The organism is Gammaproteobacteria bacterium (genome assembly GCA_021648145.1).
In the GTDB taxonomy this organism is placed as follows: Bacteria; Pseudomonadota; Gammaproteobacteria; order JAADGQ01; family JAADGQ01; genus S141-38.
On record JAKITI010000002.1, the window covers coordinates 104,924 to 130,290 of the forward strand.

A 25,367-nucleotide genomic window follows, 5' to 3' on the forward strand; every position below is an offset into this window, starting at 1 on the left:
TACAGGGTTTTTGGCTGTCTCTATTTAGAGACACTTCGTGTCTTTGGTTAAAAGCTGATAGAGTTTACGATATTGTGAATCAGAGCATAATGAAAATGAGGTTCTCCAGTTCGATTCGTCGACTTACTGTATTAGGGTTTTTGCTGGTTGTAACTCCCTTGACTATTGCTCTGATCAGCACGGTACTTCAGGTCGACAGATTAGCAGTACAAATGCAAAAAGTGATGCGGGATTCTGTGCAGGCCGTTGAGACAAGCCGACTGATTACCACGCAGGCATTAAGCATGGAAAGAAGTGCTGGGCAGTATGGCATTTTACGTGATCCGATATTGCTTGAGCGTTATCAGGCTCAAAGAAAGCAATTGGCTGAAGCGATCACACGCTTATTGGCTCTACCACTCGGCGTGGATTTATCGGGTCAAATTACACAGCTTTCACGGCGCGAAGAGGCGATGTATGGGCAGCTAAAAAAATGGGCTGCCATGTCAGGAAATGATGCACAAATACTTGACCCATCACTTAAGCTTGCAGGTGTTGTACGTCCGATTCCTGGCTCTGTGACAGAGTGGATTGTCGGCGATAGTGATACCATGAATTTGCAGATTGAACGTGTGCAACAGATGTTATTGTGGCAAGCCATTGCATTAATACCTCTGGCATTAATACTTTCAGGAATTTTTAGCATATTGATCACTCGGCCATTACGCAATCTGGGAAAAGCCATTCATCGTTTAGGGGCTGGGGAGTGGGCGACTCCTGTATCAGTCTCCGGCCCTCAGGATGTACTCGAGCTAGGAGAACAGCTGGATTGGATGCGGCAGCGACTGGCTGAACTGGATCAGCAAAAACTTGTTTTTTTGCAGCATGTATCACATGAGTTAAAAACACCATTGACGGCAATACGTGAAGGAGCAGGGTTACTGCGTGACAAGGTGGTTGGCTCGTTAAATGAAGAGCAGGCTGAGGTGGTGGAAATTCTTCAGGAGAGTAGTTTACAACTGCAGATGCAGGTTGAAGGCCTGTTAAATTTTAATCTTGCCATGGCGCAAAATAGACCGGCTAAACTTCAAGAGGTTGATTTGGCCGGAATGCTTCATGAAGTCATCAAAAAGCATCAACTCGCCATGCGCCCACGACACATCAGTGTAGTCAAAGAAATTCATCCCGTAACGATTTCAGGTGAGCTTGAGCAGTTGCGAAATGTGATCGATAATCTATTGTCCAATGCTATTAAATACTCTCCGGATTCAGCAGAAATAAAAATAAAACTCGGTATTGAGGGTTCAATGGCTTGTCTGGATGTGATTGATCAGGGGACTGGAATTAGTACTGAATATCGACAACAAATTTTTGAGCCATTTTTTCAGGGCAAGCAGGTTATAAAGGGGCCTGTTAAAGGAACTGGTTTAGGCTTGGCTATTGCTCAACGTTATGTTCGTTTGCACAATGGCAGTATTCATGTGATGGAATCGGATCATGGCGCGCACTTTAGAGTTTGTTTGCCATTAGATGAAAATAAGAAAAAAAGTGAGTAATCAAATGCAAGGTTTATTGTCTATCATATTAATATTGTTGCTTGGAGCGCTTTCCGCTTGTGCACCGATTCATTATGACAAACCAAAAGTGCAACATGAGCCGTTACAAGTGCCATATGAAAATCTGAAAGCTCAACCAAAATTAAAGGAAAAGCCTGTAACGGACGTGGTTAGCCAATGTGGTGGAATGTTGAATTACTATGAAACGCTCAGGCTTATGTCTACGAATGAGCTGAAACTGGGGTTGGTCTCTCTTCGCCTGAGCTTGAATTATACAAAAGACAACTGTAATCGACTGCGTTTGGCTATGCTGCTTGGTTTGCCGGAATTCAGATTGAAAAATGATGCAGAAGCAGAACAACTACTCAAGGACTTTCTTGAAAAAGGAGAAGTGCCAGTCATTCAAGATAGGCAAATTGCATGGCTGTTGTCAGATGAAATTCATTGGCGTAAAAAAATGCAGAGTCACCAGAACTTTTTAAAAAAACAGCTCGAAACAGAACAAACACTCGCTTTAAATTTATGGGAGCGCTTGGCAAAAGCACAGTCACAATTAGAGCAGCTTCAAAAAATTGATAAAAATATTAATGCTAGGGAGCAGGAAATCAGTGCGCCTTTGACGGATAAGATACTTAATGAACCAAAATAGAGTTTTACTGGTTGATGATGATCCAAGGCTATTAAAGTTATTGTCGCTTCGGTTGAAATCGGCTGATTTTCAGATTGAAACTGCAACGAGCGGGCGACAAGCGCTTGGTAAACTCGAAGCTTTTCATCCACATTTAATCATTACCGATTTACAGATGGAAGGGATGGATGGGTTGGCGCTTTTTGATGCGGTGCAAGATAAGTACCCATCGCTCCCCGTGATTATTTTGACAGCACACGGCACTATTCCCGATGCGATTGATGCAACACATAAAGGGGTTTTTAGTTATCTGACCAAACCCTTTGACAGTCAGCAGTTAATCTCTAATGTAAAATCAGCTATTAAACAGTGTTACCCAGTCATGGAAAAAACCGGCGAGGAGATGGCGGCGGATTGGCACAATGAAATAATGACACAAAGCCCAGTGATGAACGAATTGCTGAAACAGACGCAACGTATCGCGCAAAGTGAAGTCAGCATACTGATTCAGAGTGACAGTGGTACAGGTAAGGAGCTACTGGCTCGCGCTGTACATAGAGCTAGCCCTCGACATGAAAAACCTTTTGTGCCGATCAATTGTGCTGCGATTCCTGATAACCTGCTGGAGTCGGAGTTGTTTGGTCATCGCAAAGGAGCCTTTACCGGAGCTGACTTTAATCATGTTGGTTTAATTGAGGCCGCTGATGGTGGGGTTTTGTTTCTTGACGAAATCGGTGATATGCCGCTTGAGTTTCAAGCTAAATTATTGCGCGTATTACAAGAAGGGGAGGTTCGACCTGTGGGTGCGACCCAATCCATACCCGTCGATGTAAGAGTTATTTCTGCAACACATACCGATCTGGAAGCCGCCATTCAGGCAGGCACTTTTCGTGAAGATTTATATTACCGTCTTAACGTGGTCATGTTGGAGTTGCCGCCACTCAGTGAGCGGCGTGAAGATATTTCATTACTGGCGAATCATTTTTTGAAGCAGTTACAAAAGCGTTCTGAAAATTGTATCGCTAAATATTTTTCGCCCGAAGCGATGGAAGCACTGATGACTGCACCATGGCCTGGCAATATACGACAGTTGCTGAATGTGGTGGAGCAGGTTGCTGTATTAAGTGTTACACCTGCGATATCAGAAGTGCAGATAAATAAAGCGCTGAGAGGAAAGATGGGAGAAATTACTCCGCTGGCTGATGCGCAAAGTGAATTCGAGAGAAATTACCTGGTGCGTATTTTGCAGATGACCCAGGGAAATGTGACGCAGGCAGCACGCTTGGCAAAACGAAACCGAACTGAGTTTTACAAATTGCTGGGTCGTCATCAGCTGGAGCCGAAAATCTTTCGGCATGACTGAGCTTTTCTGAAGCCTAGACATAATGTTTAGCCATTCAAAATTTTATTCTAACATCCTGAGTAATTGCCACTATTTTGTTTTATACTTCGCGCCCTTTGCCGTTATAAGTAGCCAAGACAAATTATTCTAACAAAATTTCGCTTGGCTACTTAAATCTATTTTAGAGACTTTATTTCATGTTTGAAGCACACGCGAGCTCAAAAGTTCGTCTAAAAAATGAACTGCTGTCTGGGTTGACTGTTGCTCTGGCATTAGTGCCTGAAGCGGTCGCGTTTGCCTTTGTTGCGGGAGTTCAGCCACTGGTGGGGCTTTATGCTGCTTTTATGGTGGGGCTGATTACCGCTTGCATTGGCGGCCGACCTGGTATGATTTCTGGTGCAACTGGTGCCTTGGCGGTCGTTATGGTGGCGCTGGTGGCTGATCATGGTGTTGAATATCTATTTGCAGCTGTGGTGCTGATGGGGGTTATCCAGATATCCGCAGGGGCGCTGAAGATGGGTAAATTCATTCGTATGGTACCGTACCCCGTCATGTTGGGGTTTGTGAATGGTTTGGCCATTGTTATTTTTCTTGCACAACTACAACACTTTCAAATGCCCGTTGGGGATGATGGTGTGGTTCAGTGGCTCAGCGGCTCGGTTTTGGCTGTATTACTTGGGCTTATTCTACTGACTATGGCAATTATTCACTATTTGCCTCGTTTTACCAAAGCAGTTCCCTCCTCTCTGGCCGCTATTATTGTAGTGACGGCGATTGTTATGATCTTCAATATGGATGTAAAAACAGTCGGTGATCTTGCATCAATTTCAGGGGGATTACCCGATTTTCATATTCCTATGGTGCCACTGACATGGGAAACTTTTTGGATTATTTTACCATACTCTGTGATTTTGGCGGCTGTGGGGCTTATTGAATCACTATTAACATTAACTCTTATTGACGAACTAACGGATACACGAGGGCATGGTAATCGTGAGTGTCTGGGGCAGGGCACTGCAAATGTTGTGACGGGTTTCTTCGGTGGCATGGGCGGTTGTGCGATGATCGGTCAAAGCATGATTAACGTCAATTCAGGTGGGCGAGGGCGTTTATCGGGTATTTCAGCTGCGCTGTTCTTACTGGGATTTATTCTGTTTGCATCAGGTCTGATCGAAATGATTCCTTTGGCGGCATTGATTGGTGTGATGTTTATTGTTGTCATTGGCACTTTTGAGTGGTCAAGCTTTCGTATCCTGAAAAAAATTCCGCGTGCTGATGCTTTTGTTCTTATTTTAGTCTCTGGAGTGACTGTGGCAACGGATTTGGCGATGGCCGTTGTTGTTGGAGTCATTGTGTCGGCACTTGTATTTGCTTGGAATGTTGCTAAACGTATGGAGTGTCATATTTCTATCGATGAAAATGGCAGCAAGATTTATGAGTTGAATGGCCCGCTATTCTTTGGATCTATCCAGAGCTTTCGTGATCTTTTTGATCCTAAAGGTGACCCTGACGATGTTGTTGTTGATTTTAAGAATACGCGTGTCTACGATCACTCAGGGTTAGAGGCAATTGATGCTTTAGCTGTGCGTTATGTGAAAGTGGGTAAAAAATTGCATATACGCCATCTAAGTCCTGAATGTAGAAAGTTATTACATCAAGCTGAGGATCTTGTAGAGGTCAATGTTATTGAAGACCCAAAATACAAAGTTGCAGATAATCAGCTGGGCTGATTTAAGGAACACGCTGTAATCACTTATCTGAGACCTTTGTATATTGTTGGTCTCAGATGAGAGCGATCAGTCTTATTATATTTTATAAAAATCTCTGTACCACTCTATAAAGAGTGCGATGCCGTCTTCAATGGATGTTGCGGGCTTAAAGCCAACATCGTTAATTAAATCATCAACATTAGCGTAGGTTTCAGGCACATCACCGGGTTGTAGTGGCATCATATTTCTTTGTGCTTTGATCCCTAGATTCTTTTCAATAACATCAATGAAATATTGTAATTCAACAGGCTGATTATTGCCTATGTTGTATAGTTTGAACGGCGCGTAGCTGGTTCCACAGTCGGGGTTTTCTCCTGACCAGTCAGGATTAGGTTTTGATATGTTATCCATCGTGCGTGTGACACCTTCTACGATGTCATCAATGAATGTGAAATCACGTTTGCACTTGCCGTAGTTGAATACATCAATCGGTTTGCCTTCGAGAATATTTTTAGTAAACATAAAAAGCGCCATATCAGGGCGACCCCACGGGCCATATACGGTGAAAAATCGTAATCCGGTCGTAGGGAGTTGGTAGAGATGGCTGTATGTATGTGCCATCAGCTCATTGGCTTTTTTACTTGCTGCATAAAGGCTGACGGGATGGTCAACATTATCATGCACAGAGAATGGCATCTTTTTATTAGCGCCGTAAACAGAGCTGCTGGATGCATAAACCAAGTGCTCTACACTGTTGTGCCGACAGCCTTCCAATATGTTGGTGAAACCGACAATATTGCTGTCAATATAGGCATGAGGGTTCACAAGTGAATAACGAACACCCGCTTGAGCGGCCAGATTAACGACACGTTGTGGCTGATGCTTTTTAAAAATCGCAGCAACGGCATCACGGTCTTCAATATCAATTTTAACTTCTGTAAAGTTGTTATGGCTTTTTATTTTATCTAATCGTGCCAGTTTTAAATTGACATCATAATAGTCATTGAGGTTGTCAATGCCTATAATTTCATCACCTCTTTCCAGTAATTTTTGTGCAAGTGCGTTGCCAATAAAACCCGCTGTTCCGGTAATTAAAATTTTCATTTTTATAGTCGACCATCAGTTTGTTCGGCTGGGAAAAGGTGCTTGATATCATATAGAACTGATTTCTCTTTACCCAGTGCACGAATTTTATCCACACCCATTTCAATGAATTGCTTATGTGATACCGCAACGATAATTGCATCATAAATTCCATTTTCCAATGAATCTATCGTAGTAATACCGTACTCTTTCTGGGCTTCACTATTGTCAATCCATGGATCATAAACATCAAGTTGAGTATGATAGTCATTAAACTCTTCAATAATATCAACAACACGAGTGTTGCGCATATCTGGACAATTTTCTTTGAAGGTCAGGCCGAGAAGCAGAATCTTTGAGCCTGACACATGAATCTGCTTTTTGGTCATTAATTTAACAACCTGCTGGGCAACATAAGCTCCCATTCCATCATTGACGCGCCGTCCGGCGAGGATCATTTCGGGGTGATAACCAATTTCCTGAGCTTTGTGGGTGAGGTAATAAGGGTCAACACCAATGCAGTGCCCACCGACTAAACCTGGACGGAATGGCAGGAAGTTCCACTTTGTACCTGCGGCAAGTAAAACTTCTTCAGTATCAATGTCTAATTTATTAAAAATAAGCGCAAGCTCATTGATCAGGGCAATATTGACATCGCGCTGGGTATTTTCAATGACTTTTGCAGCTTCGGCAACACGAATGGTGCTGGCTTTGTAAGTGCCGGCTGTGATGACCTGTTGGTAAAGTAGATCGACAAAATCAGCCACTTCTGGTGTTGACCCTGAGGTGACTTTAAGAATATTACTGACGCGATGCTCTTTGTCACCAGGGTTGATGCGTTCAGGGCTGTAACCTGCATAAAAATCCTGATTATATACAAGCCCAGACTGTGCCTCCAGGATTGGAATGCAAACTTCTTCAGTTGCACCAGGGTAAACGGTTGATTCATAGATAACAATATCATTAGGTTTAAGCAGTTTGCCAACAGTTTCACTGGCTTTTTCCAGTGGGGTCAGGTCTGGGCGCTTATTTTTATCAATAGGTGTGGGTACGGTAATGATAAAAATATTACACTCTGCGAGGTCTTCGGGAGCTGTCGTGTAAGAGAGCAGTGTCGCTTCTTTGAGTATTTCAGGCTCAACTTCCAGAGAGCTGTCTTTTCCTTGTTTTAATTCAGCAATGCGTGCGGTGTTCACATCTAGGCCAATGATTGTCATTTTCTTGCCGAATTCGACAGCCAGTGGCAGACCGACATAACCTAGGCCTATCATGCCAATTTTTGTGGAGTTTAAGTCAAACATTATTTTTCCTTTATTACTTGAGCTTTAATATGATAATACGAAGCGATCTCTTGCTTTTTGTTTGGTGCCAATCAATAGTATGGTAGATATAACTGATGAATTATAAAATGTAAAGCCATCCTATTGGTCATTAATTAAGGTATTTATCGTACTAATTTAAAGTAAGATGAATGTCCAAAAATGTATAATATATGAAACGCTGATAAATCAATAATTTAAGTTCTTATTTAATCTTTAATTTTATTGTTAATAAAGAGGGAGTTCATATCGCTGCCCCATATTCTTAATAACTTCCGCACCTCTCCAAGATTAACCTCAGCCGCTGTACTCAACGACTCTCCCAACTCAAATTGATACCCTCGAATACGCAGCATATAAGCAGGCGGCGCTTCTTTTCCATACGTTTTCCAATAAGCATAAAGCAGCGCTTCAGGAGTCATTGCATGGCTGGTATATGAACAATCTTTACGTGCTGAGATTTGTGAATACTGGAAGGGTGCTTCGCAAGACATATCCGCATCAATGAATATAATTTTTTCACGCCCAGTAAGCTCGGTAATATCTTCAACCTGAAGCTGCATGTCACAGATGCACTCAACATTTTTAAGTTCCTGAGTTTCTATATAATTGATAAGTTCAGGGCCTAGTGCATCATCACCTCGGCCAGGATTTCCATAACCAAAACAGAGAATTTTTTTAGGGGAAGGGGGCATAGCTGGATTAGCGCTCAATTGTTCCGTCAGAATGTTTAAATAAACGATCAACTTGTTGGCCTGATGCACCAATGAGTTCAACTTGTAACGGCATTTTCCCCAGTGCGTGTGTTGCACAAGAGAGGCAGGGGTCGTAAGCACGTACCGCGACTTCCAGGTGATTCAGTAATCCTTCGGTGATTTCGTTACCATCAATATAAGCATCCGCAACGGCGCGTACTGATTCGTTCATTGCTTGATTATTGCTGGTGGTGGATACGATCAGGTTGGCTTTTTCTACTAAGCCTTCCTCGTTAATAATGTAGTGGTGAAACAGTGTGCCACGTGGTGCTTCAATGACACCGATGCCTTCTTTTCGTTTCTCATTACTATGCACCATAAGATCAGTGCCACAAATATCAGGGTCGTGAAGTAGGTCATGAATCGCTTCAGCACAATGCAAGGTTTCAATCATGCGTGCCCAGTGGTAAGCCAACGTATCCTGAACTAAGCCACCATCAGCAAAAGCACGAAATCTTTTTCTCGCTGCTTCAGCTTGGGGTGTGGAGATAAAGTCACAACTGTTCAAACGTGCTAATGGGCCCACTCGATACCAGCCGTTCTCTTTGCCCAGTTCGGTAAGAAATGGAAATTTCATGTAGGACCATGGTCGAACTTCTTCACGAATGATCTCTTGATAACCACGATAATCAAACTGATCAAATATTTTTTCACCAGTGATTGATGTCGCACGTAGGCCGCCGTGATAAAGCTCCAGCGCACCTTCCCCATCGACCATGGATAGAAAATGGCTTTGAATGGCTGCAAAATTGTGGTTCTCTGCATGGCTGGTATGGATCTGCTCATTCAGTGTGACGGCTTCTTGCGTCCAGCTCAGTATGTCATTGATATTTTCCAAAAGCCCATTGCGATCTTCCAGGCTTAAAGCTTTATTCATGCCCCCAGCAATGGCAGCTGTACCATGGATACGTTTGCCCGTAATCGCTTTAATAATTTGCTGGCCGTATTTACGAAGTTTAACCCCTTTGAGCGCTAGGTCTGGGTAATCTTCAATAACACCTACGATATTACGATGTGCCAGGTTTGAGCCAAAACCAAACAGAAGATCAGGTGATGAGAGGTGAAAGAAGTGCAGGGCGTGTGATTGTAATACTTGGCCAAAATGCAGCAGCCGACGCAGTTTTTCCGCTGTTGGTGTCAGTTGCTCGACACCCACAAGCTGGTCAATCGCTTTGGCGGCGGCTAAATGGTGAGAGACTGGACAGATGCCACACAAGCGCTGCACGAAAAATGGGACTTCCCAATAGGGTCGCCCTTGGATAAATTTTTCAAAACCACGGAACTCAACAATATGCAAACGTGCTTCCTGAACGCGACTGTTCTCATCAAGCAATAGTGTGATTTTACCGTGACCCTCAACACGGGTGATAGGATCAATCGCGACACGACGCAGGTTTTGTCTTTTTTTATTCTCTTTCATACTCACTTCCTAATCGTAACGCAGCATCGTTTTTGGTAAAGAGGGTTCACGCCCTTCAATCAGATCACCCAGTACCTTCATAAAAGCATCAGCTGGGGGTGGGCAACCAGGCAGGTAATAATCTATTTTTACAACTTCATGAATAGGGTGAACTTTATTGAGCAAAAGCGGAACCTCTACATCATTAGGAATTTGTGGGTTTTCTACGCCTATACCGTTGAGATATGACTCTGCCAAGCACTCTGCTAGTTGGTGATGATTGCGCATGGCAGGCACGCCACCATTGATAGAACAGGCTCCGACGGCAATAAGAACTTTACAGTTTGCACGAAACTCTTTGAGCACATGAATATTGTCTGCATTGCATAAACCGCCTTCAACCAAGCCGATATCACAAATGTCGCAGTGTTTAATATCCGTCAATGGTGAGCGGTTAAACTCGATATGCTCAAGCAGCTCGAAAATTCTTTCATCGATATCAAGAAATGACATATGGCAGCCAAAACAGCCCGCGAGGGACGTGGTTGCGATGCGTATTTTATTCATTGTGTTGACTCTTTTCAGAGAGTTTTACATCGCCCAAATCGATTTCAGCGATGCTACGCAGATCAAAAGTTCGGCAGCCAATCGGAATTTCGTAACCGTGCTCTTTAATCAGAATTGCACCTACGGGGCAGATATGAACGGCGAGATCATCTTTATCAATATTTGAATCGACCAGTTTACCTGTGGGTGAATTGACGCTCAAGTGTGAATCAGTACCACGCCCCGAAATGGCAAATACATTTTTGCCATCCATATCACGACTGGCACGTACGCAGAGTTCGCAGAGAATACAACGATCCCGATCCAGCATAATCGAAGGGTGCGAAGCATCGACTTCACGCTTGGGGTAAAACTGTGGGAAATGGCCATCAAGCATGCCAAGGTGGTAAGCCACTGCTTGCAGTGTGCAGTGACCTGTTTTTTCACAAGTCGGGCAGAGGTGGTTGCCCTCAATAAAAAGCATCTGGGTGATCGTGAGGCGTGCTTTATTGAGCTTTTCACTGTTGTTGATGATCTCCTGTCCATCCTCTGCTTTCGTTGTGCAGGAGGAGACAGACCGCCCGTTGACTTCGACGCTACAGAGTTTGCAGCTGCCATGAGGTTTAAGGCATGGATTGTGGCAAAGGTGCGGGATATAGATGCCTGCAGCCAGTGCCGCATCCATAATCGTCTGGCCACTTTCAAAGGGAACTTCAATATCATCAATTGAAATAGATTGGCTCATAAGTGGGCTCCAGGATCATCTCTATCTGTAATAGCACGCGCTTCTGATAGTTCAGAATCGAGATCGAACTCAGGTTCCATCTCTTTTTTTAATATTTTCTCTTCAAAGGATTTTTGGAAATATTTTAGACCATCCAGAATCGGGTGAGCCGCAGAGACACCCAAGCCACAATGGGAATACTGTGAAACCAATGCGGAGATATGCTTGATCTCATCAATATCGTAAGCGGTGCTGTGACCATTGCATAGCTTGCTCATGCTGTTTTCCAGCAGCCGAGTGCCTACTCGACAGGGCGTACAGAAACCGCAGCTTTCATGGGCAAAAAAGTGGCTGAAGTTATGAATGAGAGCGAGTATATCTCGGTGTTTTGCGAAAATCATTAAAGAACCTCCCGTTGAAAGGCCTTCAAAGCTGATGAGATGATTGAAGTGATCGGGCCCAAGCAGTCGGCCTGAGGGGCCGCCCACTTGAACCGCCTGTACATTTTCAGCGCCAACATCGTTGAGCACTTCTTGCAGGCTCACTCCAAAATCATATTCGTAAATACCCGGTCGAGCGCAGTTGCCGGAGACTGAAAGTAGTTTGCTGCCTTTGGATCGGTTCGTGCCATGGCTTTCAAACCAGTGATGACCGTGCAATACAATTTTAGCCACCGTTGCCAGCGTCTCCACGTTATTTACAACAGTGGGTTGTTCTTTATAACCTTGTGTTACTGGAAAGGGTGGGCGAATGCGTGGAATACCACGCTTCTCTTCCAATGACTCAATCAGGGCTGACTCTTCACCGCAGATGTAAGCGCCTGCTCCGACAATAATGGAGATATCAAAGTCAAAGCCTTGCCCGAGAATATTGCCTCCTAACAGTCCCGTTTCACGTCGTTTCTGCAGTGTGGCATTGAGCGTATCCAGCAGGTAGCGATATTCACCGCGCAGATAGAGAAACCCCTGCTTTGCACCAATAACGTATGCACAGATTGTCATACCCTCGAAGACCAGATCAGCATAGCTGTTAAGAAGAACGCGATCTTTGAATGTTCCAGGCTCGCCTTCATCTGCATTACAGATCACGTAATGTGCATCACCTATCGCTTCACGGCATAGTTTCCACTTTAACCCTGTCGAAAATCCGGCACCGCCACGCCCTTTGAGACCCGAGACAATGATCTCGTTGAGAATTTCAGGAGGGTTGTGTTCGATCATCACTTTCAGAGCTGAGCCAGGTTGAAAGGGTTCAGTGAGTAAAAGCCCTCTTTTGTGAACGTTGTCGCTAATATCAAACCAGTGCTTAGGCCACTCTTGCAGGGCGGTGCTGGACTCAACCAGTTTGACTATTTGGTCAATACGCTTCGCAGTGAGTGAGGTGATTGTGAGGCTGTTATTAAGAAGGAGTGATGCACCGTGGTCACACATGCCGATGCACGAAGTTTGATCAATTGATACGAGTCCATCGCTGCGTGTCTCTCCCAATTTGACGTTTAATTTGTCACAGAGTCGCTGTCTTAACCAGGCATCACCACAGCTTGTGCAATTGCTGAATAGAATATCAAATTGGCCTCGTGGCTCTCGGTGGAAAAAAGCATAAAACTCAACGACACCTTCCACTTGTGCATGTGGTAAATTCAGCGATTTTGATATATTTTGAATGGCATTGTTTGAAATGAAATGAGCACGCTGTTGCTCCTCAAAAAGAACATGGAGTAGATGGTTCGTAGGGTTATATGGGTATTTAATGCTCATAATAAAACCATTATCATACTTTTATTAGGTTTGTGTTCCATTTTATATTGAACGAGCCGCTGCAATTATCGCTTGACCTATCGCTAATCCACCATCGTGAGATGGAATCTTCTGATGTTGTAATACCTTAAAGCCACTCTTTTTTAGTGCTATTGGAAGGTGAGTAGAGATCAGCTGATTTTGGAAGACACCACCAGAAAGTGCGACATGGCCAAAATCATGGATTTCCTTAAATGTTGTGGCGACTCCACTCAACGCGTGAATCAATGTGTGATGAAAACGAGATGCGATACGCTCAGTTTTTTGGCCTTCTTGAATATCTTTTAGTATCTCTAACCACATCGCTTGCCAGCCGATTTGTAATATATTTTTATTGCCAATAATATCGAAAGAGTAAGGCTCGGTCTCTTGTTCAAAGCAAGAGGAGGCCAGTGCCTCTAAATGAATGGCGGCTTGGGCTTCAAATTCAACATGTTCGCGATGAAGACCTAATGCAGCGGCAACGGCATCAAATAGGCGACCACACGAAGAGGTGAGAGGGGCATTAACACCTTTATCAACCATTGTTTTTAATACTGAAGTCGGTTTCGTGTTAAGAAATTGTATGATGTCAGTATCTGCAAAGTTTTCTTTAACTTGTCCCCAGATTGGAAGCAAGTGTGCCAGAGTGTTACGCCAAGGCTCATGGATTGCAGCGGCTCCACCGATCATTGGTACGGGTTTAAAACTGGCGACTCTTTTAAAGTCTTGGTAATTCGAGAGTAATATTTCCCCTCCCCAAATTGTGCCATCATCCCCAAAACCGAGGCCATCAAGCGCAAAACCCAATACAGGTTTAGAGTTTAGAGGGTACTGATTGTCGGCCATCACAGCGGCAATATGGGCATGATGGTGTTGGACTTGAGTGAGCTTGATGTTGTCTGTGTGAGCTCGCTGATGCCCTAATTGGCTGGATTGATAATCAGGGTGTTTATCAATCACCAGTTGCGTTGGTTTCATGTGGTTAAAAACAGCATCAACTTGCTCTAAAAAATGGCGATACACCGCTTCCTCTTCAAGATCACCTATTATTTTGCTGAGGTGTGCCTGACCATCACTGAGTAGACAGATGCTGCTTTTAAGCTCTCCACCCAGCGCAAGTATCTCCGAGGCTTTTTCAAGGCCTTCAGGCAGCGGTATTGTAGTTGCAAAAAAATGAGCCATATTTTATTAGCAAATACGTGGTAGTTGCTCTCCAGCCAGCCAGTCAACGACACGTTGACCGCCGAAGGTTGTTTTCATTACGACAAGTTGCTGACGATCTTCAACCACTTGTCCAATTATGACGGCATCTTTTCCCAGAGGGTGTTGCTGCATGATATTGAGCAGATTCTTCGCCGACTCTTTGGGGCAGATACAGACCAACTTTCCTTCGTTTGCAATATAAAGCGGATCAAGCCCGAGCAGTTCGCAAGCACCTTGAGTTTCGTCACGAACAGGAATGGTTGTTTCATTGATTTGTATCCCGACTTCGGACTGCTTAGCCAGTTCATTGAGTGTTGTCGCGAGACCGCCGCGAGTAGGGTCTCTTAAACAATGAATGTCTGGCTCCGCTTGTACCATCTCTGATACAAGTTCATTTAAAGCGGCAGAGTCGGATTTAATGGTTGTATTAAACTCCAACCCCTCCCGACTGGAGAGAATGGCAATGCCGTGATCTCCAATGAAACCATTTAACAAAACCAGATCCCCCGGTTGAGCGAGATCACCCGAAATATTCACTCCATCAGGAACGATGCCGATGCCGGTGGTACTGATAAACAGGCCGTCACCTTTGCCACGCTCAACCACCTTGGTATCACCAGCAATAATGGGTACATTTGCTTTACGGCTGGCAGCGGCCATGCTGATAACAATTTTTTCCAGATCAGCCAGAGGAAACCCCTCTTCAAGAATGACACTGGCTGAAAGGTAAAGTGGCTTTGCGCCGCTCATCGCGACATCGTTAATGGTGCCATGCACTGAAAGTGAACCAATATCTCCACCAGGGAAAAACAGGGGAGAGACGACATGGGCATCGGTTGTGATGACCATGCGACCCGCAGGTATATCAAAAACAGTCGCATCATTTCCCTGGCGTAACAGTTCGTTATCAAAGTGGGGGATGAACAGCTCTTCAATCAGCTGGCTTGATGCTCTTCCACCACTGCCATGACTCATTTCAATGACACCATTTCTAAGATCTAAACGACTCATAAGTTTGTGACCTCAGTTCGATATCGACCATAGCTATAATAAGCAGCGCAAGCTCCTTCGGATGAAACCATGCAGGCTCCTTTAGGGTCTTCTGGTGTGCAGGCAGCACCAAACAGCTTGCATTCATTGGGGTTGCTGACTCCACGCAGCACTGCGGGGCAAATACAACCTTTGATATCTGCTATTTCGATATGCTCTATGGCAAAGCGTTTCTCTGCATCAAAATCGGCAAACTTGTTTTTGATCTGTATGGCACTATTTTCCAGCTCACCTAAACCACGCCATTCAAACAACGGTCGCTGCTCGAATATTTCACTCATCAGAGCTTGTGCTTTTTTATTGCCACTCTCTGTGACGGCACGACGATATTGGTTTTCGACCTCAAAGCGCCTTTCATTTATCTGGCGAACTAACAACAGTGTTGATTGAATTACATCGAGAGGTTCAAAACCTGCAATTACTAATGGCATGAAGTACTGCTTGCAGCACTCGGTATAGGCATGGCTGCCGATAATCGTGCTGACATGTGATGGTCCAAGAATGCCATCAAGGTGAGCTTCACCCGAAGATAAAATATGAGCCATTGCAGGGGGCGTTTCGACATGATTACAAAATACAGTGAAGTTTTTTAACCCTTCTTGATGAGCGATTTTAATTGCAGCGGCGGTTGGTGGCGTGGTGGTTTCAAAGCCGATAGCGAAAAAAACCACTTGTTTTTCAGGGTTATGACGAGCGATATTAAGTGCATCGGTGCTGGAGTAGATCATTCGAATGTCTGCGCCGTGTGCTTTTGCTCTATTTAAACTGTCACGTTTTCCAGCAGGAACGCGCATCAGATCAGCATAAGTGCAGAGAATCAGATTTTCACTGTTTTCAACAAGCTTGATCGCCGCTTCGATACGGCCTGCTGGCAATACACAGACAGGGCAACCAGGTCCATGTATAAACTGTAGGTTCTTAGGCATGAGGTCAATAATGCCAAAGCGGAATATGGCATGAGTATGGCCACCGCAGAACTCCATTAAGCGATACTGACGATCAGATCTGACCTCTGCTTGAATCAGTTCGGCGATTTTCCTGGCTTTATTGCCATCTCGAAACTCATCTACATACTTCATTCGGCATCACTCAAGGTGCGCAGTTCATCAAACATCGTCAGTGTCTTTGCCGCTTCTTCAGGGTTGATGCGTTCCAGTGCATAACCAACATGCACTAATACATAATCATCCACAGCAACTTCATCAAGCAGCAGTGTAGAGATCTCTTTGCGAATACCATTGAGTTCAACAATGGCTGTTGACTCGAAAGCATTCAGGGATTCAACTCGGGCAGGTATCGATAGGCACATGAGCTTATTCTCTATGTTGTTCGATCCAGTTTAACCATGATTTCATACCATCACCTCTTGTTGCCGAGAGCGTTAAAATTTGAATGTCAGGATTGACTTGCAGTGCATATTGAAAGCAGAGCTCGATATCAAAATCAACATAGGGTAGAAGGTCGGTTTTATTTAGAATCATCAGGTCAGCTGCGTGGAACATATCTGGGTATTTAAGTGGCTTATCCGTACCTTCTGTGACCGATAAAATGACCACTTTTTTTGCTTCACCGAGGTCGAAAGCAGCGGGGCAGATCAAATTTCCCACATTCTCGATAAACAGAATGCTGTGTGACTCCGGCTTGAGCTCATCAATTGCCCGCCCCACCATCTGGCCATCTAGGTGGCAACCTTTACCCGTGTTGATTTGTACCGCTTTCACGCCCGTTTTTCGAATGCGCTCAGCATCAAAGCTTGTTTGCTGATCACCTTCAATGACGGTGATTGGAGTCTCATGTCCCAGGGCTTTGATTGTTTCGCACAGAAGCGTTGTTTTACCTGAGCCAGGGCTGGAGACAAGATTCAGGCAAAAAATGTTACGCTCATTGAGGTAGTCTCGATTGATTGTGGCATAGCGGTTATTTTTGCTTAGAATGTCCTGCTCAATACTAATCAGGCGGGATTGTTCGTTGTGACATCCGCATACGCTACACATCAGATCACCTCAACATATTTGATTCGCATTTTATCACCCTGCCTGATCTCCAGTGGATAATAATCACAATGTGGACAGGTATCAAAGCGTTGTTCGATTGTGACCTCTGAAGCACATTGATCGCACCATCCCTGGCCAGGAATTTCGTTAATTTTAAGTGTTGCATTTTCAGCTAGCGAGCCTTTGGCAGCCGCACTAAAGGCAAAAATCAATGCATAGGACTCGACGCAGGAGAGCTTGCCAATCTCAATCTGAATACTTTTTATTTGGCTGTAGTGGTCGACCTTTGCTCGTTCCCGTAGCAGATCAATCATATCTTCGCATAACGAGAGCTCATGCATATCTGTTTACCATCATTAATATTTTCACTCTTTTTTCCCATAACCGTGCAGAGGTTGTTGTACACGGGTGAGAAACTCTTGATGTTGCCGTGTACGACGCTCCAGGTGTCGATAGACTTGAACCTTGATGGCATCAGTCAATAGCGCTGAACCAATAGAGTACCCCCAAATGAGAGCAATTTCAGGCCAGGTGATGGGAACCATAAGACCAAAGCCATAGGCGGCTAAAAGAGTGGCGGCCAGTTTGGTGATCAAAGCCGACCAGATCATGATAGGCGCGGGCCACGGCTGTTTCCAGAAATAGTCTTTACTGCGAGCAACGAACAGTACAAGATGACCTGCTACAGCCATTTTCAAAAAGACATACGTCTGAATCTGTGCCACATCAAGTTTCAGCCAATCCATCGCAATCAGCAACATGCCAAAACTACCGATCACACCAACAACTCCCATCACGGTTGCCACCGTGATGACCTGCTTCATATTCCAGCGGACTGGTTTTTTCTCCAGCCGAGTACGGTCATAGGCGATTGACATAATGGGAACATCATTGAGAAATGCGAGCAGAATGATCATGATCGCAGTGATGGGGTAGAAATTGAAAAATATCATCGTTAGCACGACAAAAAGCATGATGCGAATTGTTTCGCAGATGCGGTAAATGGCGTAAGCATTCATGCGCTCAAAAATACGCCGCGCCTCTTCAATGGCATTAATAATCACCGATAATCCAGGGGCGGTGAGCACCAGATCCGCCGCCGCCCGCGCGGCATCTGTCGCGCCACTGACAGCAATACCCACATCAGCCTGTTTTAAAGCAGGCGCATCGTTGACACCATCACCGGTCATTCCAATGATGTGATTACGCGCCTGAAGTAGTTTGACAATACCGAATTTATGCTCTGGAAAAACTTCAGAAAAACCGTCAGTGCTCTCTATACGCTCACCATCGCTGACATCTCGACGGCCATCTTTATCCAGAGCAAGTGCGCTGGCTGGCAGAATGTTCGTACCCAGGCCGAGCTTACCGGAAATCTGTTTGGCGATGGCTTGATTATCACCTGTCAGCATTTTCATACTCACACCATAGGCTTGGGCGCTGGCAATTGTCTCCGCTGAATCCTCTCGAGGCGGATCAAACAGCGAGATAATACCTTGAAATTGCCACTGCTCTGCATCTTGTTCCTTACGTGCTACTCCCAGAGCACGATAGCCCTGCTCGGCAAAAGTATTCACAACCTGTTGTGCCCGCTGGGTTTCTTCATCCGTTAGGCCAGATATTTGCCTAATCACCTGGGGTGCGCCCTTGGTCACTTGAAAGGTTTCTCCCTGGCTATCCACTACGGTAGCTTCAGTGCGCTTATGCACCGGGTCGAAAGGCACATAGCGGCTCTGACGATAAGATTTGAAGAGCTCTTGGTTCTTCAGCCCTTCCAGCACCGCCTGGTCGATGGCATCTTGATTCTCTGCTCTGGAAGCCAGTGATGCCATCAATAGCACCGCCTGTTCATCCTCGGAGTGAAACACCTCGACTTTACCCAGCGTCAGGCGATTCTGAGTCAGTGTGCCGGTTTTGTCTGAGCAGAGCAGATCCATGCTAGCCATCTCTTCGATGGATTCCAGCCGAGTCACAATAGCCTTGAGTTTAGAGAGTGCCACAGCACCCACCGCCATCGTCATAGAGAGCACTGCTGGCATGGCCACAGGAATGGATGCGACAGTCAAAATCAGAGCAAACTGCACCAGTTCCAGCCATGGGGCATTACGATGCAACTGCACCAGCACAAGAATGACCACCAGCACCAAACTGACATAAATCAGATAGTTGCCGATGGTCAGCACGGCTTTTTGAAAGTGGGAGACCGTGGTGGCCTGTTCGACCAAACTGGCGGTTTTACCAAATTTAGTCTGCCCGCCAGTCGCACTCACTTCAGCAACAACTTCCCCCTGTTTCACAACAGTACCTGAATATGCCTCATCCCCGGCCTGCTTGGTCACGGGCAGAGATTCCCCCGTAAGGGCTGACTGATCTACATTCAAATAACCCTCTTCAATCAATGTCACATCAGCCGGAACCACATCCCCCAAGCGGATACGGATAACATCGCCTGGCACCAATCGTTTAGCATCAACCTCTTGCCACGCACCATCACGCAGTACTCGCGCTCTGAGCGCAAGCTGTTTTTTTAACGCTTCCACGGCATTGCCTGCGGTGTACTCTTGCCAGAAGCCAATGCCAGCATTAAAGACCAATAACCCCATGATGATCCAGAAATCAGGCCAGTGTTGAACCAGCGCGGAGAGAATGGCCGCGACCTCAATCATCCATGGAATGGGTCCCCAAAAATAACCCAGCAAGCGCAGCAGTGGTGAGCGCTTTTTCTCCTGCAACGCATTGGGGCCGTACTGTTGCAGCCGCTCTTCTGCCTGAGCGGAACTGAGACCCTGCACTGAATTTTTGGTATCTGTCTCTGGTTTAACCATTATGAGTGCCTTGTACTGAGCTATTTCTCCCTGATGTCCTTGTCAGGGCACGCCCGCAGACGCTGCTCAACCTCCAATATAAGCTGCGTGGTCGTCAGCACCGTATCGGGGTTTAGACTGATTGAATCAATACCGAGCTCTACCAAATACTCAGCCATCTCGGGATAGTCCGAGGGTGCCTGGCCACAAATACCAGAGTGGCGACCGTTACGTTTTGCACCTGTCACTGCGAGGCGAATCATCTCTTTTACGCCGGAATCACGTTCGTCAAAGTCAAAGGCAACGATCTCTGAATCACGATCTACACCCAAAGTAAGCTGAGTAAGATCATTGGAACCGATGGAAAAACCATCGAATAGTTTGGCAAATTCATCAATGAGAATAACGTTATTGGGGATCTCACACATGACGTAAACCTCCAGCCCGTTTTTGCCCCGTTCAAGGCCATTAACAGCCATCGCTGCCAGCACTTGTTCGCCCTCCTGCACACGACGACAAAAAGGGATCATCAACTTGACATTAGTTAAGCCCATCTCGTCACGCACTCGTTTCATTGCCGCGCACTCCAGTGCAAAGCCTGCGGCATAAGCAGGATGAGTGTAACGGGAAGCCCCCCGAAAACCGATCATCGGATTCTCTTCTTCCGGTTCAAAAAAATGCCCTCCCAAGAGGGTCGCATATTCATTACTTTTGAAATCACTCATGCGCACCACGCAGGGCTTTGGATAAACCGCTGCGGCAATTGTGGCGACACCTTCGGCAAGCGTTTTGATGAAAAAATCAGTCGGATCATCGTAAGCGACACTCATGGCGGCGATTTTATTGCGTGTTACATCATCCACTTTTTCTGGGTGTATCAACGCCATAGGATGCGCTTTGATATATTCGTTAATAATGAATTCCATACGCGCCAGACCGATGCCATCCACCGGCAGTGAAGCGAAACTGAACGCCTGGTCTGGATTGCCCAGGTTCATCATGATCGCAGTTTCAGGATGCGCTAACTGGCTAAGATCCGTTTGCTGAATCTCGAAATCAAGAATCCCATCATAGATTTTTCCAGTCTCGCCTTCGGCGCAGCAGACCGTCACTTCCTGAGAACTTTTGAGCACTTCCATTGCATTACCCGCCCCCACAATGGCAGGAACACCGAGTTCACGAGAAACGATGGCCGCATGGCAGGTGCGGCCGCCACGATGAGTCACAATCGCAGCTGCGGTTTTCATTATGGGTTCCCAATCCGGTGTGGTGGTATCGGCAACCAGCACCTCTCCGGGCTGAAAATCACTCAATGATTCAACACTATTAATGACACGTACTTTTCCCGCACCAATCCGAGTGCCGATCGCCTGACCCCGTGCAAGAATTTCAGCTGTTTCTTTGAGATGATAAATTTCAAGCACATTGCCTTTTTTTTGTGACTCTACGGTCTCTGGCCGTGCCTGCACCATATAAAAATGGCCATCCAGCCCATCTTTTGCCCACTCCATATCCATCGGCTTGTAATGGTTTGCTTTTTTGGAGTAGTGATTTTCAACTTTGATGGCATAATCGGCCAGCACCATGACATCTTCATCAGAGATAGAGTAGTGACTTCTCTCTTCCGTACTGGTATCAATATTTTTGATGTAATCGGTGGCGATATTGTCAGTATTGATTTTATCAGTGAACACCATCCTTTTCTCTTTACTGCCTAACTGGCGCTTGAGAACAGCACGAAACCCTTTATTAAATGTTGGCTTGTGGACATAGAAACTATCAGGGTCAATAGTGCCTTGAACGATATTTTCACCCAGACCGAATGCGGCGTTGATGAACACAACATCTTTAAATCCTGTTTCCGTATCAAGTGAGAACATAACACCACTCGTCCCTATATCACTGCGTACCATTTTCATCACCACGACGGAGAGATGGACTTTATAGAGATCGAAATTGTTATCGTATTTATAGTGAATAGAGCGGTCGGTAAAGTTGGAAGCCAGACAACGTTTATAGGCATCAAGCAGAGCATCTTCACTACTGATGTTGAGATAACTCTCATTTTGACCGGCAAAAGAGGCCTCTGGGGAATCCTCAGCGGTCGCCGACGAACGCACCGCTAACGAAATATCTTCGCCATACTCCTGTTTGAGTTGTACATACCCCTTCAAAATCTCTGCCTTCAGATCTTCTGGAAGTTTACAGTTATATACAATCGAACGCGCCTTTTCTCCCCGTGCCTGTAAATCCTTTACATCGTCGGGATCAAGCCCGTCCAGTGCCGTATGCAACGCTTGCCAGGCATTATTATCATCCAGCACATCACGGTATGCCGTGGCGGTCACGGCAAAGCCATTAGGTACTCGCACACCTAATGCCGTTAGGTTTTGGTACATTTCACCCAGTGAGGCGTTTTTACCACCGACTAAATCTACGTCATCAATACAGAGCTCTTTGAACCAGCGAATATAAATCGGTGAATCTGTCATGATTGTCCCTTTTTTCTGATGCGCTTAAAACTGCCCCAAGTATTGCAAGGTATCAACTTCCTTTTCCGCTTGAAGCCAATCCTCTATTTCATTACCTTCTGTAAAACCTCGATGTTCAGCAATAAAATAAGCGGCTTCAGCAATCATGGTATATCGTTCGGTAACAACAATAGTTCGCTGCCTGCTCTTAGTGGGCTCAGACTTTTTACGCCTCTTTTTTTGGAGCTTTTTTTCTTTTATCTTAGACATGACCCTCTCCTGATTTTTTGTTAAGAGTGTATGAACTTAAATAAAAAACACCCATACCCAACCCTATTTAATAACAATGGAATCCACACCGCTGTAACCTAGGTTACACTTTTTATTACAACTGAAATAAGCCTTCACTGAGAGGGCGCAGCCCGAGGTGTTACAGATCAAACTCTTCATTATTTAGTTCGGGCATAATAACCTCGGTATTGCTCAGGTTTTGTGCAAAAGATTACAGCGCATTAATTATCGATACCAAAGAATCATGCTGGCTTCCTGGGGAACACGAGCCAACGGATGAGCCGCTATGATACGGGGAGTGTAATCAGATTCGGGTCGGCCGAGCGGAACCGATCCTGTATAAACATAAGCATTCGCTGTACCGGCCAGCGCTGCACCACGAATCAGTGGTTGGCGCACTGAGTCATGACCCGTCACCGGGTCGGCATACAACTCGACACTTACGGCTTCCGCTGATATGTCATCAAGATAGACCTGCACCTCGAAGTGGAGGCCATTATCATCATCTCTTGTGCTTACATTGCCAAAGTGAACCCATTGCCAGTGCTGTTTGAGCTGCGTATGCCAAGCCTCCAGTTCAACGGCAATATTAAAATCGGTGCTGCGTTGCTGATAGGCTTCGGCCAGTGGTAGATAATAGTCTTCTGTATATTCCCGCAACATACGATTTGATGAGTATTGCGCCGTCAGGCTGCCCATACTTTCACGCATTCGAGCCACCCACTCTACAGGCAGGCCTTGTTCATTACGGCGATAAAAGCAGGGAACCACTTCATCTTCCAATATCCGGTAAAGTTGCTCGGCTTCTTCCACATCCCAGTCAGAAATATCATCATGCTCAAATCCATCACCCAGCGCCCAACCATAGGCTTCAGCCCACCAGCCATCTAATTCGGACAGATTCAGGCCGCCGTTGACTAACACTTTCATTCCGCTGGTGCCGCTGGCCTCCCATGGGCGACGCGGTGTGTTAATCCAGACGTCCACGCCTTGAGTCAGTTGTTGTGCAACGCCCAAATCGTAGTCCTCAACAAACACCACTCGTTCGCGCATACCGTGACTCTCAAGGAAATCCCACCATTGGCGCAACATGCGTTTGCCTACGGCATCCTTTGGATGTGCCTTACCCGCAATCACCAACTGTACAGGACGGTCACGGTGAGTGAGCAGTTGCACCAACCGTTGAGGGTCGTGCAGTAATAGATTGGGTCGTTTGTACTCAGCAAAACGTCGGGCAAAACCCAACGTTAATGCATCTGGATCAAAAATTTCACTGCACGCCTGAACCTGTATAGAGCTAGCGCTATGCCCACAGTGCTGGCGTACCCAATATTGCCGCAAGAACTTGATCAACCGTTTCCGTCCTTCAGCACGGAAACGCCAAAGTTTTTCATCCGATAGCTGGCGTAAGTCCGCCTCCACTGAATCCAGAGTGCCACGCCAGCGTGATTTGCCACAGGCACCCGTCCACAGTGCATCGGCTGCGGCCGAATCCCAGCTCGGCACATGAATCCCATTTGTCACATAACTCACTGGAACCTCGGCCTCGGGCCAGTTCCGAAACAGTGGCTGGAAAATTTTGCGACTCACCTCACCGTGCAGGCGACTCACGCCATTGACTGCTCCAGCACCACGCATGGCCAGATAAGCCATATTAAAAGGCTCACTTTGATCGTCGATATTGAGTCGTCCCAGTGCTAAAAGATCATCTGTTTCCACCCCACATGCCAGCGCCATCGTTTGAAAATAGAGCGTAAACAAATCGGGGGAAAAACAATCAAAACCGGCGGCTATTGGGGTGTGGGTCGTAAATAAATTTCCCGCTCGTGTTGCTCGTAACGCAACGTGAAAAGTTTGATCAGTGCGTTGCATGAAATATCGGCAGCGCTCCAGAATAGCAAATGCAGCATGACCTTCATTAAGATGGCACACGGGGCAATCAATTCCAAGCATCTCCAACAACCGCCAACCACCAATGCCCAGCACGATCTCCTGTTGCAAACGCATCTCTTCACCCCCGCCATAAAGCTCGCTGGTAATGGCTCGATCACCGGGCGCATTCAGTGGGTCATTACTATCCAGCAATAACAAGGTACGACGACCCACTTGACCCCGCCAAGTGCGTAAACGTAAAGACCGACCCGGTAGCTCAAGCGTCACTCGCATCCATTCACCACTGTCATCACGCAAGGGCACCACGGGCAACATGGTTGGATCATTATAGGGATAAAACTCAATCTGCTCGCCGTTAGCATTCAATGCTTGACGAAAATAACCCTGTTGATAGAGCAGACCGACCCCAATTAAAGGTACGTTGAGATCACAGGCGGTCTTGAGATAATCTCCCGCCAACACCCCCAGACCACCAGAGTAGATAGGCAGTGACTCACAAATACCGAACTCCATGCTGAAATAAGCAATATAGCCTGAAAAGCGGCTATTGACCGTTTTGTTAAACCAGGATTTTTCCTTCAAATGAGTCTCACGCATACCGAGCTGCTGCTGTAGTTTTTCAATAAACTCAGTATCAGTTGTCAGCATTTTCAGGCGTTGGTCAGAAACCGTTTCCAGAATCAGCCAAGGGTTGGCTGTAGCTTCCCATAGCTCGGGGGCGACTTGGCACCACAAAGCATCCGCTCCGTGGTTCCAGCTCCAGCGTAGATCGAGTGCTAATGTCGCCAACCCTTGTAATGACTTGGGCAGTGTGCGTGGCAAGTAATGGTCAGTCTGCATGGT

Annotated in this window: 21 protein-coding genes; 4 read left to right on the forward strand and 17 right to left on the reverse strand. The window is 45.9% G+C overall.

The annotated features are described in order from the left end of the window. Positions 1 to 89 precede the first annotated feature (89 nt). The 4 genes from L3J70_01705 (at position 90) to L3J70_01720 (ending at position 5,235) form a co-directional block, all read left to right on the forward strand. Positions 90 to 1,535 carry an ATP-binding protein gene (locus L3J70_01705; GenBank protein ID MCF6235085.1) on the forward strand — a complete coding sequence of 482 codons (1,446 nt, stop codon included), beginning with the start codon at positions 90 to 92 and terminating at the stop codon, positions 1,533 to 1,535. A gap of 4 nt (positions 1,536 to 1,539) precedes the next feature. Further along, positions 1,540 to 2,184, forward strand: coding sequence for a hypothetical protein (locus L3J70_01710; GenBank protein ID MCF6235086.1), 645 nt, complete (start codon positions 1,540 to 1,542; stop codon positions 2,182 to 2,184). Continuing rightward, entirely contained in the window at positions 2,171 to 3,526 is a 1,356-nt protein-coding gene (locus tag L3J70_01715) for a sigma 54-interacting transcriptional regulator (protein MCF6235087.1), read from the forward strand. Before L3J70_01710 ends, L3J70_01715 begins: the two co-directional genes overlap by 14 nt. A gap of 176 nt (positions 3,527 to 3,702) precedes the next feature. Next, the gene (locus L3J70_01720; protein ID MCF6235088.1) at positions 3,703 to 5,235 is read left to right on the forward strand and encodes a SulP family inorganic anion transporter; all 1,533 of its coding nucleotides are present in this window, start codon (positions 3,703 to 3,705) and stop codon (positions 5,233 to 5,235) included. A 75-nt stretch (positions 5,236 to 5,310) separates the two neighbouring features. On the opposite strand, the gene L3J70_01725 is transcribed toward L3J70_01720, so the two are convergent. The 17 genes from L3J70_01725 to glgP form a co-directional block, all read right to left on the reverse strand. After that, positions 5,311 to 6,318, reverse strand: coding sequence for an NAD-dependent epimerase (locus tag L3J70_01725; GenBank protein MCF6235089.1), 1,008 nt, complete (start codon positions 6,316 to 6,318; stop codon positions 5,311 to 5,313). 2 nt (positions 6,319 to 6,320) lie between these two features. Next, positions 6,321 to 7,598 carry a Vi polysaccharide biosynthesis UDP-N-acetylglucosamine C-6 dehydrogenase TviB gene (tviB, locus tag L3J70_01730; protein ID MCF6235090.1) on the reverse strand — a complete coding sequence of 426 codons (1,278 nt, stop codon included), beginning with the start codon at positions 7,596 to 7,598 and terminating at the stop codon, positions 6,321 to 6,323. A 227-nt stretch (positions 7,599 to 7,825) separates the two neighbouring features. Further along, entirely contained in the window at positions 7,826 to 8,329 is a 504-nt protein-coding gene (locus L3J70_01735) for a hydrogenase maturation protease (GenBank protein MCF6235091.1), read from the reverse strand. After that, a complete protein-coding gene (locus L3J70_01740; GenBank protein MCF6235092.1) occupies positions 8,319 to 9,791 on the reverse strand; it encodes a Ni/Fe hydrogenase subunit alpha in 1,473 nt (490 codons plus the stop codon). The genes L3J70_01735 and L3J70_01740 overlap by 11 nt, the downstream gene beginning before the upstream one ends. 9 nt (positions 9,792 to 9,800) lie before the next feature. Next, the gene (locus tag L3J70_01745) at positions 9,801 to 10,337 is read right to left on the reverse strand and encodes an NADP oxidoreductase (GenBank protein MCF6235093.1); all 537 of its coding nucleotides are present in this window, start codon (positions 10,335 to 10,337) and stop codon (positions 9,801 to 9,803) included. Next, positions 10,330 to 11,061, reverse strand: coding sequence for a 2Fe-2S iron-sulfur cluster-binding protein (locus L3J70_01750; GenBank protein ID MCF6235094.1), 732 nt, complete (start codon positions 11,059 to 11,061; stop codon positions 10,330 to 10,332). Before L3J70_01750 ends, L3J70_01745 begins: the two co-directional genes overlap by 8 nt. Further along, the gene (locus L3J70_01755) at positions 11,058 to 12,797 is read right to left on the reverse strand and encodes an NAD(P)H-dependent oxidoreductase subunit E (GenBank protein ID MCF6235095.1); all 1,740 of its coding nucleotides are present in this window, start codon (positions 12,795 to 12,797) and stop codon (positions 11,058 to 11,060) included. Before L3J70_01755 ends, L3J70_01750 begins: the two co-directional genes overlap by 4 nt. Positions 12,798 to 12,839: 42 nt before the next feature. Beyond that, complete coding sequence (locus L3J70_01760; GenBank protein MCF6235096.1) at positions 12,840 to 14,000, reverse strand: hypothetical protein; 1,161 nt, start codon at positions 13,998 to 14,000, stop codon at positions 12,840 to 12,842. Positions 14,001 to 14,006: 6 nt separating this feature from the next. After that, on the reverse strand, positions 14,007 to 15,032 hold the full coding sequence (hypE, locus tag L3J70_01765; GenBank protein MCF6235097.1) for a hydrogenase expression/formation protein HypE: 1,026 nt from the start codon (positions 15,030 to 15,032) through the stop codon (positions 14,007 to 14,009). Next, on the reverse strand, positions 15,029 to 16,150 hold the full coding sequence (gene hypD / locus L3J70_01770; protein ID MCF6235098.1) for a hydrogenase formation protein HypD: 1,122 nt from the start codon (positions 16,148 to 16,150) through the stop codon (positions 15,029 to 15,031). The genes hypE and hypD overlap by 4 nt, the downstream gene beginning before the upstream one ends. Next, complete coding sequence (locus L3J70_01775) at positions 16,147 to 16,380, reverse strand: HypC/HybG/HupF family hydrogenase formation chaperone (protein MCF6235099.1); 234 nt, start codon at positions 16,378 to 16,380, stop codon at positions 16,147 to 16,149. Before L3J70_01775 ends, hypD begins: the two co-directional genes overlap by 4 nt. 4 nt (positions 16,381 to 16,384) lie before the next feature. Beyond that, positions 16,385 to 17,065: a hydrogenase nickel incorporation protein HypB gene (hypB, locus tag L3J70_01780; protein MCF6235100.1), complete on the reverse strand. Its 681-nt coding sequence runs from the start codon at positions 17,063 to 17,065 to the stop codon at positions 16,385 to 16,387. After that, positions 17,065 to 17,406 (reverse strand): hydrogenase maturation nickel metallochaperone HypA, encoded by a 342-nt coding sequence (gene hypA / locus L3J70_01785; protein ID MCF6235101.1) that lies wholly within the window; start codon positions 17,404 to 17,406, stop codon positions 17,065 to 17,067. Before hypA ends, hypB begins: the two co-directional genes overlap by 1 nt. A gap of 24 nt (positions 17,407 to 17,430) precedes the next feature. Beyond that, the gene (locus L3J70_01790) at positions 17,431 to 19,890 is read right to left on the reverse strand and encodes a plasma-membrane proton-efflux P-type ATPase (GenBank protein ID MCF6235102.1); all 2,460 of its coding nucleotides are present in this window, start codon (positions 19,888 to 19,890) and stop codon (positions 17,431 to 17,433) included. A gap of 20 nt (positions 19,891 to 19,910) precedes the next feature. Further along, positions 19,911 to 22,361 (reverse strand): phosphoenolpyruvate synthase, encoded by a 2,451-nt coding sequence (gene ppsA / locus L3J70_01795; protein ID MCF6235103.1) that lies wholly within the window; start codon positions 22,359 to 22,361, stop codon positions 19,911 to 19,913. Positions 22,362 to 22,385: 24 nt separating this feature from the next. Next, positions 22,386 to 22,610: a DUF2934 domain-containing protein gene (locus tag L3J70_01800; GenBank protein ID MCF6235104.1), complete on the reverse strand. Its 225-nt coding sequence runs from the start codon at positions 22,608 to 22,610 to the stop codon at positions 22,386 to 22,388. Between the two features lie 246 nt (positions 22,611 to 22,856). Beyond that, a complete protein-coding gene (glgP, locus tag L3J70_01805; GenBank protein MCF6235105.1) occupies positions 22,857 to 25,364 on the reverse strand; it encodes an alpha-glucan family phosphorylase in 2,508 nt (835 codons plus the stop codon). Positions 25,365 to 25,367: the final 3 nt, after the last annotated feature.